Here is an 11,603-nt window from a genome sequence, read left to right on the forward strand (position 1 = left end):
CAATTTTAACCCCTTGAAAAACTTTAATTTAGTCGTATTTGAGTTCGAATTTTAGATTTACTCGAAGCGACACATTTAGGTAAATGATTATGACTACATCACGCGTACATATTACTCCACACATGCACTGGGATCGTGAATGGTATTTCACAACAGAAGAGTCTCGTATTCTTCTAGTGAACAACATGGAAGAAATCATGAACCGTCTGGAGAGTGATCCAGAATACAAATACTACGTTCTAGATGGTCAAACCGCCGTTCTAGAAGACTACTTTGCGATCAAACCAGAGAACACAGAACGCGTAAAAGCATTGGTTGAAGCGGGCAAGTTAATTATTGGCCCTTGGTATTCTCAAACCGACACAATGCAAGTTTCTGGTGAGTCAATTGTACGCAACATGATGTATGGTATTCGTGACTGTATGAAGTTTGGCGATGCAATGAAGATTGGTTACCTACCAGATTCATTCAGCATGAGCTCACAGCTGCCAATGATCTACAACGGCTTCGACATCACGCGTGCAATGTTCTGGCGTGGTTGTTCAGAGCGTCATGGCACCAACAAAACAGAATTCTTATGGCAGTCTAATGACGGCAGTGAAGTAACGGCACAAGTGCTTCCGCTGGGTTACGCGATTGGTAAATACCTTCCACAAGACGAAGAAGGCTTGCGTGCTCGTTTAGATAAGTACTTCCCAGTGCTAGAAAAGCCATCGGTGACTAAAGATATCTTGCTACCGAACGGCCACGACCAAATGCCGATTCAAAAAGACATCTTTGAAGTAATGGACAAGCTTCGCGAAATCTACCCAGATCGTGAATTCTCAATGAGCCGTTACGAAGAAGTGTTCGAGAAAGTAGAAGCGGCGCGCGACCAACTCGACACAATCAAAGGCGAGTTCAACGACGGTAAATACATGCGTGTTCACCGTACGATCTCTTCTACGCGTATGGACATCAAACTGATCCACGCAGAAATCGAAAACAAGATTGTAAACATCTTAGAACCGCTAGCGTCTATCGCTTGGACATTAGGTTTTGAATACCACCACGGTTTGATTGAGAAAATGTGGAAAGAGAGCATGAAGAACCACGCTCATGACTCTATTGGTTGCTGTTGTTCAGACAAGGTACACGCTGAAATCTTAAACCGTTACATCCTTGCGGACGACATGGCGACCAACCTGATTCACTTCTACAAGCGTAAGATTGTTGACCACATGCCAGATCGCGAAGGTTGCGACAAACTGGCGATGTTCAACCTTTCTCCATACGAGCGTGAAGAAGTGGTTAACACCACTATCACTATCCGTGCTCAAGAGTTCTCTATCTTTGATGAAAACGAAAACCTAGTTGAGTACTTCATCCAAGACAAGCGCCAAATTGACCCGGGTAAAGTAGACCGTCAAATCGTTCACTACGGTAACTACGACCCGTTCATGGAGTTTGATATTCAAATCAAACGCATTGTGCCAGCGATGGGCTTCACCACGTTACACATCCAAGGTAACGAGAAGGGTGCAGTAAAAGTTGCAGAACAAAAAGACTACTTACTAGAGAACGAGTACTACCGAATCAATGTAAACGACAACGGTACTCTGACTATTTTCGATAAAGAGACAGAGCAAGTATTCGACCAAGTACTTCGTTTGGAAGACGGTTCTGATGACGGTGATGAGTACGATTACTCTCCATCTCGTCAAGAATGGTTACTGTACTCAGACGAGTTCCCGGTCGAAACATCGATTGACCACCAAGGCTTCCAATCGGTAGCGAACATCGCTTTCCTAATGAACGTACCTGCAAACCTTGCAGAGCGTGAAGAACGCACGGGTCAAAATGGATTCGTTGAAGCGCAATGCCAAGTGGTATTGAAGCAAGGTTCTCGCCGCATTGAAGTACGTATGGAGCTAGACAACCAAGCCGACGACCACCGTGTACGTGTGCTAGTACCAACGCCATTCGTTTCTGAAACTGTGGTTGCGGATAACCAGTTCGGTTGTATTACTCGACCAACCAATGACCCAGCAATGGCGGTTTGGGAAGAAGAGAAGTGGAAAGAAGCACCGGTTCCGGTTTACCAACTGATGAACTTCGCTGCATTAGAAAACGGCAAAGCGGGTATGGCGATCATGTCGAATGGTCTGCGTGAATTTGAGGTGATTGCATCTCAAGGTGACGAAAACCGAGATACCTTCGCACTGACACTGTTCCGTGGTATCGGCGTGTTGGGTAAAGAAGAGCTATTGCTTCGCCCAGGCCGTCCATCAGGCATCAAGATTCCGACACCAGATTCGCAAGTGCGCGGTAAGTTAGTGTGTGAATTCACGTTGTGCGGTTTCTCTGGTAACCATATTGACGCGAACATCATGGCGCAAGCACGTGACAATGTCACTCAAATCGAATGCTACAACAAGATCCCTTACAACGCGATGAAGCTCAACGTGGGTGAGCAGAACCTACCTATGAGTTTTAGCCTTCTGTCTAAGCAACAATCAGGCGCGGTGTTGAGTGTGCTGAAGAAAGCGGAAGACGAAGATGCACTGATCATGCGTGTCTACAACCCGGCAGAATCGGGTTCAGTATCGGATTCAATCTCTTTTACTCAAGCGGTTTCAAGCTGGAAAGAGACAAGCATGGACGAGCGCGTACGCGAAGGTGATGTAGCATCTGAAGAGTTCGGCCAGATAGCACCTTGCCAAGCAAAAACATTCCAAATCAAATTCTAATTTCGATAACCCGCTCACCTTGGTGGGCGGGAATGGTGAACGACAATGAAAATTGTAATTGCCCCTGATTCATTTAAAGAATCACTCGACGCTCATCAAGTTGCGTCTTGTATTGAGCGTGGATTTGCCGATGTTTTCCCTTACGCAGAGTTTGTGAAAATTCCACTCGCCGATGGCGGAGAAGGCACGGTAGACGTGTTGCTAGAGGCGCTCAATGGTAAGAAGCAACGGCTGCACACGACGGATCCAATCGGGCGTGAATGTACGGCTTATTGGGCTTCGTTGGAACAGACTGTTGATGGCGCCAACGTAAAAACTGCCTTGGTGGAATTTGCTCAAGCATCGGGTTTAGACCTATTAACCGTAGAAGAAAGAGCACCGTTAACCGCATCTTCGTTTGGTACTGGGCTATTGATCAAAGATGCACTAGATCAAGGTGTTGAACAAATCATTATTGGTTTGGGCGGCAGCGCAACCAATGATGCAGGTGCTGGCATCTTACAAGCGTTGGGAGGCAAGTTATTAGACAAGCAAGGCAACGAGCTATCTGGTGGCGGCGCCGAATTAAGCCGGTTAGCAAGCATCGATCTTGAAGGACTGCACCCTAGATGCAAAGAAGTGACGTTCGTGGTCGCGTGTGATGTGAATAATCCATTATGTGGCGAAAGCGGAGCCAGTACTGTGTTTGGTCCGCAAAAAGGCGCATCAAAAGCTCAAGTTGAACAACTTGATACTGCGATCGGGCACTTTGCCGATATCGCTCAAGCACATACGGGTACTAATCATCGCGACACAGCTGGATTTGGTGCTGCTGGTGGTACACCTCTGGGGTTAAGTCTTGCATTCAATATCCAAATTAAAGCGGGTATTGAGGTGGTATTAGATGCCTTGGATGCAGATAAGGTTCTTGAAGGTGCTTCACTGGTCGTGACCGGAGAGGGGCAGATGGACAACCAAACCCTGCAAGGTAAAACACCTTTCGGCATCGCTCAGCGAGCTCAAAAGTTGAGTATTCCAACCATTGGAATTGCGGGCTCTTTGGGGCAAGACGTTGAAAAACTTTACGGCTCAATGTCTAGCTTATTTGGAACCGTACGTTCACCTCAGTCTTTAGACCAAGTTTTATCAGAAGCGAATCAAAACCTGACTCGCACTGCCCGTAATATCGCCGCCACGCTCAAGCTTGGTAGCCAGATTTTTAATGAGAAGTAATTATGTCTCTATTTAAACTCGACAACGTTATTCAAAACTACGCATGGGGAAGCAAAGACTCCATTAACCAATTGTTTGGTATTGTGAACCCAAACCAGGAACCTCAAGCAGAAATTTGGATGGGTGCTCATCCAAATGGTTGTTCAAAGGTAGGCGATACCGGTGAATCGCTTTCTCACATGATTGATGAAAACAAAATCGATGTCTTAGGCGGATACACGGCGGCTCGTTTCGGTGAATTGCCTTTCTTGTTTAAGGTGTTGGCCGCTGAAACACCGTTATCGATTCAGGTTCACCCGAACAAGCGAAAATCAGAATTAGGTTTTGAGCGTGAGAATGCACTTGGTATCCCTTTGAATGCGTCTAATCGCAACTACAAAGATCCAAACCATAAACCTGAGTTGGTTTATGCGTTGACCTTCTACAAAGCGATGAATGGCTTTCGTCCAATCGACGACATTATTGCCTTGTTCGAAGAAGCGGATATTCCTTCGTTAGCGATTGAGCTTAATGTACTAAAAGCTAATGCCGACAGTGATTCTTTGAAGTCGTTCTTTAGCGCCATTATGTCTCTTGAAGGTGACCGCAAAGCGTCTGCGCTTAATGAGCTTTATGCTGCACATGCGCGACCAGCCAAAACGGTCATGGGGCGTGAAGCTCTTCAATACAGCATCGAATTCAAACAGCATTATCCAGGTGATATTGGCTTATTTGCGCCATTAATGCTTAACACGGTTGAGCTGGCGCCCGGTGAAGCGATGTTCCTGTTCGCAGAAACCCCACATGCTTATGTTCAAGGTACGGGTTTAGAGATTATGGCAAACTCAGACAATGTGCTGCGTGCCGGTCTCACTCCCAAATATATCGATGTCCCTGAGCTTATCGACAACACAATCTTTGAGCCGATTAAGCCAGAAGATATCCGCCTTAAGCCTGTATTGAAAGAGGGCAAGATGAGTTATCCGATTCCAGTGGATGACTTTGGCTTTGATATCTTGTCTGCGACTGATGAGAGCAAGTCACAGTATCTACGTAGCGCGGAGATCTTGTTCTGTGTGGAAGGAGAGGCGACCGTCACTTCAGAAGGGCGGTCAGTTTCTCTTAAGCCCGGAGAATCGGTCTTTGTAAGTAGTAATTCAAGTGTTTACCAATATCAAGGGAATGGCATTTTGGCTCGTGCTTTTAACTAGTGCCCCCGTGCTAGCGATCAGCAAAAGAAATGTCAGAGTGCCACTGTAAAGTGGTACTCAATATTGGATTGATGGTTGTTACCTATCTGTCTTTGACAGTCATGATTATTGACCATACCCGCTACTCTGGCGGGTTTTTTCATTATTAGAATGAGCAGATATAAGCTTGTAGAAAAGACAAACCCTGCGATCAGAGCAGGGCTTTTTATTGAATTAGTACTGAGTGACTGGTTAGGCAATGTGCGTCATTTTATTAAGCACAAAGGCTTCAATACAACCTTCAGTCGCAGCCATGTAGTCAGCGATGTGTTGGCTCGCTAAGTGTTTCTCTAGATGAACTTCAGACTCCCAGTTCTCATGAAAAACGAAGTGAGCAGGGTTACTGTTATCTTGGTGCAGATCGTAGTTAATACAGCCGTCTTCAACACGGGTTTTATCGATCAATTTAATCATCTCAGCTTTTACAAGCTCAGTTTTGTCTTCTTTAGAGACGATCGTTGCAATAATAGTCAGTTTGCTCATTTTCAATTCCTTCGCTTTAAACTCGGTAAGTTTAAGTAATATAAGTATAAATTCAGAATGAAGAAAGAGTTCTGAAATCCAATAACTATGGTTCTTACCATCCACAATTCAAACTCGAGAGCATAGGGCCAGAGCCGAGTAGGTTATGCTTATTAAAAAAAGCCCTCATAGCAATATGAGGGCTTTTGAATAAGAATCAAACTGTGTTGTTACTGGGGTGTTAAGCGTACTGTCTTACCTTAAGCGTATTGCTCAACCGTCATTGCCCAATTTTTCTTCTGTTGTTCGAAATTCATTTTGATTTGCTGATAACGAACCTTAAGAACAGAGTGTTCGTACTTCTTCACAACGTCTTCGCGCTTGCTTTCAAGTAGCTGTTTTTTAACTTCGTAATATTCGTTCATGTTTGATACTAGAGCATCAAACTCTTGTTGAAGCTTCTCTGCGATTTGTTGCTTGTCGGCACGATGCATGATTTTTTGCTGGGTGCGTTTAAGTAACATTGACGCTTCAGCTTTCTCAATACGAGCTTGAGGGGTTTTCTTAAGCTTACTTGCCAGTCCCATCAACGAAGCACTCTTAATCAACCATTTTGTTGGATCGTATTGCCACCAGTAGATGCCGTTACGGTAGTCGTTCTCAAAGATGTGGTGGAAGTTGTGGTAGCCTTCGCCGAAAGTGAGTACTGCTAACACACCGTTATCACGCGCTGTGTTTTTGTCAGTAAAAGGTTGGCTACCCCAGATGTGAGCAAGAGAGTTAATAAAGAATGTTGTGTGGTGGTTAAGTACCAAACGAACTGCACCTACGATTAACAACATGCCAATCAGGTCACCGTAAATCACGCCTAAAGCGATAGGAACACCGAAATTCATTAGTAATGCTAACAGAACATAGTGCTTGTGCTGCCACATAACAATCTTATCTTTTTTAAGGTCACGGCAGTTTTCGTAGTTTTCGTACATTGAGGTGCTGTAATTACGAATCATCCAGCCAATGTGTGAGTACCAAAATCCACGTTTTGCAGAGTATGGGTCTTTGTCGTTGTTATCGACATGCTTGTGGTGAACACGGTGATCAGAAGACCAGTGTAGCGCGCTGTTCTGCAGGGCAAATGCACCACCTAATGCAAACAGGAATCTTAGGCTTGAATGCGCTTCAAACGCTTTATGTGACCATAAGCGGTGATAACCTGTCGTGATTGAAAGGTTACAGAACGTAAAGCAGATTGCTAGCCATATCCAGTGCTCCATGCCATAGCCAAAAAAGTAGCCATAAACGGGAGCCGCTACAACAGCAAGCAGCATACTAAAAGAGAACACAAAAATATTGAGCCAGATTAATGGCGGCTTTTTTGTAGATTGTTTGTCGGCACTATTCATTAGCAAATTTCCATTGGGCTTACATCTGTGCGCTAGAATATCAGCGTACACGTGTAAGTCAATATTGAAAGTGTAAACGTGTATTAGTATGTTTTGCTTAAATATTGTATAAAGGTAGTGTGAAATGTAGTAGCAAGTCATAAATGGAAGTACTAAGGGCTAATAAATGGAAATTAAGGTAGCTGAATATAAAGATTATGAGCGGATTGCCCAATTACACGCGGATAGCTGGAAGCTATATTACCGTGGCATTCTTGCTGATGATTACCTAGAACATGATGTTTTGGAGGACAGATCTGTTATTTGGCAGACTCGTTTGATTAATCCTCCTTTCAACCAACATGTTTTATTGCTTGAGGAAGGCGGTTTACTGGTTGGTTTTGTCTGCGCGTTCGGTAATCACAACTTTGAGCGTGGTACGTTCATCGATGCGTTACATGTAGATAATAATTATCGTGGACAAGGTGTAGGCAAGCGTCTGTTGTCTGAATTGTCGAAGTGGTTGCAGCAATACTATTCGGACTCAGGGCTTTACCTAGAGGTGATGTCTGAGAACCACCAAGCGATTGCTTTTTATCAGGCGATTGGTGGCAAAGAAGAACTAGAGCAAGTTTGGAACGCACCATGTGGCAGCCAAGTGAATGAAAAAGTGATTTCTTGGAGCTCTCCCGTTGAACTTGAACAGAAAACAGCGAGCGTTGTGTATTCTTAGTCGATTCTTGTTGAATACTGTTTTTTTGCTGAGTAGCAGGTTCTTAACGAAGCTATTTTAAAGCAGAAGAACAAAGACAAAAGCCCCGAGTATTAAGTTGCTCGGGGCTTTTTTGATTGAATTAGTGGTCGTTTTAATGATTCGCAAAGATGCGTGAAATATTGGGCGATTAATCACACCATGTGATCTTATTCCTACCGCCTTTTTTCGAAATGTAGAGTGCTTGGTCAGCGTCGTCGATAAGCTGCTCGACAGAACCAAGGGCTTGATGGGCATGTTTCACACCGATTGAAATTGTTACTTCTAATCTAAGGCGAGTAGGGGATTCTAAAAGGGCATTAACCAGCGATTCAATTGAAGCCTCGGTTTCTCCTTGGACCAGCACCAAAAACTCTTCACCGCCGTATCGAAAGCAGTTACTGCTAGTCGGTAGTCGTTTTTGAATCTCATCGGCCAGTTCTTTAATCACCATGTCACCCATTTGATGGCCGTAGGTGTCGTTAATCGATTTGAAATGATCAATATCTATCATGAGCGATGTAATGGATCGCTGACGGTCTATGCTCGGTTCTATCACCTGATGAAGATAAAGGCGGTTGTAGCAGCCCGTTAGTGCGTCTTGATAGGAAAGGGCCTCGAACATATTAGATTGCTTGCGAAGCTGAATCGCTTGTTTGCGGAGTTGCTCGGATTGAGCGAAACGTTTGTGTACTTCCAGGTCACGTCTAACACAGGCCGCTGAGATTAGGATGTAAGCCGAGATATAAACGGAAATTGTTTCTATTTCATGCTCTGGCTCCGCTTCATAAAGCAGTGGCGCAAGGCCGATGAGATAAGCCAAAAAGATAAACGACAGCGTAGATATACTGTATCTGGCTGACAATCTTGAAAACGTACCAATGTAGATCATCACTAAAATGATGCCACCTTGGTAATCGAAGTTGTTCAGCTCGATGGCTAGTCGACCGATATAGACCAAGAAAAGTGAGCTAATTACAAGGAAGGCACTTTCTACGAGTTTCAAAACGTTGGGTTTGTTTGTAATACAGTATCTGGCGGCGGCCATCATCAATAAAAAAAGTATGACTCGGAAAATGATAGGCGTAATGCACTCGCTACCAAAGTGGATGTAGTCGGTGACGATAAAAGCACAGAATATTGAGATAGGGATGTAGATGAAATTTATGTACGGCAAATAAATTTCATTATCGAAATAGGTTTTAAATCTTTGATTCTTGAACCCAGAATAAGAGCGCATTGAGAAATTAGCCGAGATTGATACACAATAATTTGCGTAGTATGTCACAGTCTTTGGGATTGTAAACGACCATTTCTATAGATTTGTCAGTATGTTAGCTAGATCAACAAACGGTAGCGGGCAATATTCACGCTCTATTATCGATAGAGCGTGAATATCTAGAGGCTGGTGTAAGAGTGGTAAACAGAAATTAAAGCAGATTATAAAAACTAATCGCGATTAACGCTTGTTCTTCAGGTAACGCTTACGACGCTCTTCTTTTTTCTTAATCTGTTGTTCCGCTTTCAGCGCAGCCGCTTCTTCAACTTCGATCAGCTCTTGTGTGATCATTTCTGGCAACTCAAGCGTTACCTTACCTAAAGTGCCATTACGCAATTCGTGAAGCAGGATTTCTGAACATTTGTGAATGTCGATATGACCACCGGCACGAAGTGCACCACGCTTACGGCCAATCGCTTCCATCAGTTCGATGTCAGACTCTGGCAGCTCTTCAATTTGGTAACGCTCTTGCAAAAGGTTAGGGTACTGCTTTGCTAGGTATTCTACTGTGTAGAATGCCACTTCATCGTATTCCATTGCTGTATCTTTTACAGCACCTGTTGCAGCCAAGCGGAAGCCACTGTGTGGGTTTTCTACTTTAGGCCAAAGGATTCCTGGAGTGTCTGAAAGGATCACGCCATTCTGCAGGTTGATACGTTGTTGACGACGAGTTACCGCAGGTTGGTTACCAGTAACCGCGATCGTACGTCCAGCCAAGCAGTTGATAATGGTCGATTTACCCACGTTCGGGATGCCCATGATCATTGTACGAATATTCTTGCCCATCTGTTCACGGTGCGGTGCCAGTTTACGTACCAGCTCCATAACGTGGTTAACTTCTTCTTTTACGCTAGTCGTAATCGCAATCGCTTTAACGCCTTGCTCCTTCTCGAAGTGCTCAATCCAACGTTGAGTCAGTTCAGGATCTGCAAGGTCACGCTTGTTCAGCACTTTTACACAAGGCTTATCGCCGCGCAGTGAAGAGATCATTGGGTTTTCACTACTGAACGGGATACGAGCGTCCAGTACTTCGATGATCACATCAACTTGTGGGATAACTTCTTCGATTTCTTTACGGGCTTTATGCATGTGACCCGGAAACCATTGAATAGACATAGAGATAAACCTTGATAAATATATTTGCTGCACATTGTAAGGGTTCGATAGGGCGTGTAAAGCGCTATATCGCCTAGAAGAACTACAGAAAAAGACATTTGCGCAAAGATTCTTGGGAGTTCAATTGAAATTGACTATTAAGTTACAATTTAGAACGCAGTACTTATGCGGCTAAGTCTTTGATTCAACTGCTAACAACTTGAAATGAGTTAGTGAGACAACGCGTTATCTGAGTCTCCTATTCAGAGATAAATAATGCGAGTATTTGCTTGGTTTGCCTCAAAGGCAAATCGAATATTACTAGGGGAACTCTATGTTGGAGGTTGGTTTGATTGTACAGATTGAGCTAGGCTTTTTATTAGCTGCTTACGTTCAGCTTGAGCAATGTATATAAATTGGTCGTTGTAGCTTTTGTCTGCGTTGATATATTGTTCGAAGTTAACTGGTACTCCAGCAACCGAAAGCTCTAAATGCAAGTGAGGTCCAGTTGTTCGGCCTGAATTCCCAGTAAGACCGATTATCTGACCTTTAGTGATGTATTCCCCAGCTAAGACATGTCTTTCTGAAAGATGAAGGTAGCGCGCATAGTTTCCATCAGTGTGTTTTATGGTTAAGTAGTTACCTGCGAAACGGTTATATCGAGACTTCAAAACGACACCGTTGGACAACGAATGAATCTCTGTGCCAATAGGTGTCGCGTAATCCGTTCCAAAATGAGGTGCAATTCGATTCGTTATAGGGTGTTTCCTGTTTAAATCGAATGATGAACTCACTCGATAATGCTTAGCAAGAGGGAATACATAGTCATTGTTTATTTTATATCCATTTTCGTTATAGATATTATCATCCGCCCCTCTCATAGCAAAAAATTCTATATCACTACCTAAATAGTAAAAAGCACTGACATATTCTGTTTTTGTACCATCATGTTGGGTTTTTATTGAAAACTTATCACCGTTGTTAACTGATTTAATAATGTCAAAATTATCACCTAATAGACTCAATAGTGATTTTAATTCATTGTTCGTCAAACCAGAGGATAGTATAGAACTGACAAAAGAGTATTTCACAACCCCTGAAACCATTTCAGATGTCGGAGCTGGGGTTGGAATATGAATGCTTTTGGGCTTGGCTATTTTAGGTGCCTGTTTTTTATCAGTATTTGAATGATTGTAGCTTAGCGATATGGCTGTTGAAACGATCAAAAAAACCATCAAAAGGCCAAAGGAAAGGGTACGGCGACTTAAATGGCTATTTATTTTCAAATACATAAATTATCAATAAAATTCGGTTAATGGATAAAAATAAGAATTAGATCATAATATTTATTTGTTTTTTTTGCATGTTATTTTAGTTCATTCCTTCGTAATGACTAGCTAAAGGTATAGGGTGTGTTTTTAGAGAGATAAAAAACAAACATTTCACCTTTTGATTTAGCTAAAC

9 protein-coding genes are annotated in these 11,603 nt (G+C 43.3%); 4 read left to right on the top strand and 5 right to left on the bottom strand.

What is annotated here, in order from left to right; translation table 11 throughout:
- The first annotated feature begins 89 nt into the window (after positions 1–89).
- From mngB to manA, 3 genes are read left to right on the top strand one after another with little or no spacing between them, the layout of a single operon-like run.
- The gene (gene mngB / locus AB6D06_RS12510; protein ID WP_229647831.1) at positions 90–2,729 is read left to right on the top strand and encodes a mannosylglycerate hydrolase; all 2,640 of its coding nucleotides are present in this window, start codon (positions 90–92) and stop codon (positions 2,727–2,729) included.
- A 45-nt stretch (positions 2,730–2,774) separates the two neighbouring features.
- Entirely contained in the window at positions 2,775–3,941 is a 1,167-nt protein-coding gene (locus AB6D06_RS12515) for a glycerate kinase (protein WP_229647830.1), read from the top strand.
- A 2-nt stretch (positions 3,942–3,943) separates the two neighbouring features.
- Positions 3,944–5,131, top strand: a complete 1,188-nt coding sequence (gene manA / locus AB6D06_RS12520; RefSeq protein ID WP_017070588.1) for a mannose-6-phosphate isomerase, class I — start codon at positions 3,944–3,946, stop codon at positions 5,129–5,131.
- Between the two features lie 231 nt (positions 5,132–5,362).
- On the opposite strand, the gene AB6D06_RS12525 is transcribed toward manA, so the two are convergent.
- Both AB6D06_RS12525 and AB6D06_RS12530 read right to left on the bottom strand, forming a co-directional pair.
- Complete coding sequence (locus tag AB6D06_RS12525; RefSeq protein ID WP_102428841.1) at positions 5,363–5,653, bottom strand: putative quinol monooxygenase; 291 nt, start codon at positions 5,651–5,653, stop codon at positions 5,363–5,365.
- A 239-nt stretch (positions 5,654–5,892) separates the two neighbouring features.
- Positions 5,893–7,035, bottom strand: a complete 1,143-nt coding sequence (locus AB6D06_RS12530; RefSeq protein WP_372110353.1) for an acyl-CoA desaturase — start codon at positions 7,033–7,035, stop codon at positions 5,893–5,895.
- Between the two features lie 166 nt (positions 7,036–7,201).
- On the opposite strand from AB6D06_RS12530, the gene AB6D06_RS12535 reads away from it, so the two are divergent.
- The gene (locus tag AB6D06_RS12535) at positions 7,202–7,747 is read left to right on the top strand and encodes an N-acetyltransferase (protein WP_229647828.1); all 546 of its coding nucleotides are present in this window, start codon (positions 7,202–7,204) and stop codon (positions 7,745–7,747) included.
- Between the two features lie 169 nt (positions 7,748–7,916).
- Here the strand turns inward: AB6D06_RS12535 and AB6D06_RS12540 are convergent, their stop codons facing one another.
- From AB6D06_RS12540 to AB6D06_RS12550, 3 genes are all read right to left on the bottom strand, one after another.
- The gene (locus tag AB6D06_RS12540; RefSeq protein ID WP_229647827.1) at positions 7,917–8,942 is read right to left on the bottom strand and encodes a GGDEF domain-containing protein; all 1,026 of its coding nucleotides are present in this window, start codon (positions 8,940–8,942) and stop codon (positions 7,917–7,919) included.
- A 282-nt stretch (positions 8,943–9,224) separates the two neighbouring features.
- The gene (gene ylqF / locus AB6D06_RS12545; RefSeq protein WP_029405588.1) at positions 9,225–10,160 is read right to left on the bottom strand and encodes a ribosome biogenesis GTPase YlqF; all 936 of its coding nucleotides are present in this window, start codon (positions 10,158–10,160) and stop codon (positions 9,225–9,227) included.
- A 311-nt stretch (positions 10,161–10,471) separates the two neighbouring features.
- A complete protein-coding gene (locus AB6D06_RS12550) occupies positions 10,472–11,431 on the bottom strand; it encodes a peptidoglycan DD-metalloendopeptidase family protein (protein WP_229647822.1) in 960 nt (319 codons plus the stop codon).
- Positions 11,432–11,603 lie beyond the last annotated feature (172 nt).

The organism is Vibrio sp. 10N.239.311.G01 (genome assembly GCF_041465805.1).
GTDB lineage: Bacteria > Pseudomonadota > Gammaproteobacteria > Enterobacterales > Vibrionaceae > Vibrio > Vibrio crassostreae_C.

What these genes read in the sequence shown, in the direction of transcription:
- AB6D06_RS12530 (WP_372110353.1), bottom strand. Translation starts at nt 7,035, where the DNA reads ATGAATAGTGCCGACAAACAATCTACAAAAAAGCCGCCATTAATCTGG.
- AB6D06_RS12515 (WP_229647830.1), top strand. Translation starts at nt 2,775, where the DNA reads ATGAAAATTGTAATTGCCCCTGATTCATTTAAAGAATCACTCGACGCT.
- AB6D06_RS12525 (WP_102428841.1), bottom strand. Translation starts at nt 5,653, where the DNA reads ATGAGCAAACTGACTATTATTGCAACGATCGTCTCTAAAGAAGACAAA.
- manA (WP_017070588.1), top strand. Translation starts at nt 3,944, where the DNA reads ATGTCTCTATTTAAACTCGACAACGTTATTCAAAACTACGCATGGGGA.
- mngB (WP_229647831.1), top strand. Translation starts at nt 90, where the DNA reads ATGACTACATCACGCGTACATATTACTCCACACATGCACTGGGATCGT.
- AB6D06_RS12535 (WP_229647828.1), top strand. Translation starts at nt 7,202, where the DNA reads ATGGAAATTAAGGTAGCTGAATATAAAGATTATGAGCGGATTGCCCAA.
- ylqF (WP_029405588.1), bottom strand. Translation starts at nt 10,160, where the DNA reads ATGTCTATTCAATGGTTTCCGGGTCACATGCATAAAGCCCGTAAAGAA.
- AB6D06_RS12550 (WP_229647822.1), bottom strand. Translation starts at nt 11,431, where the DNA reads ATGTATTTGAAAATAAATAGCCATTTAAGTCGCCGTACCCTTTCCTTT.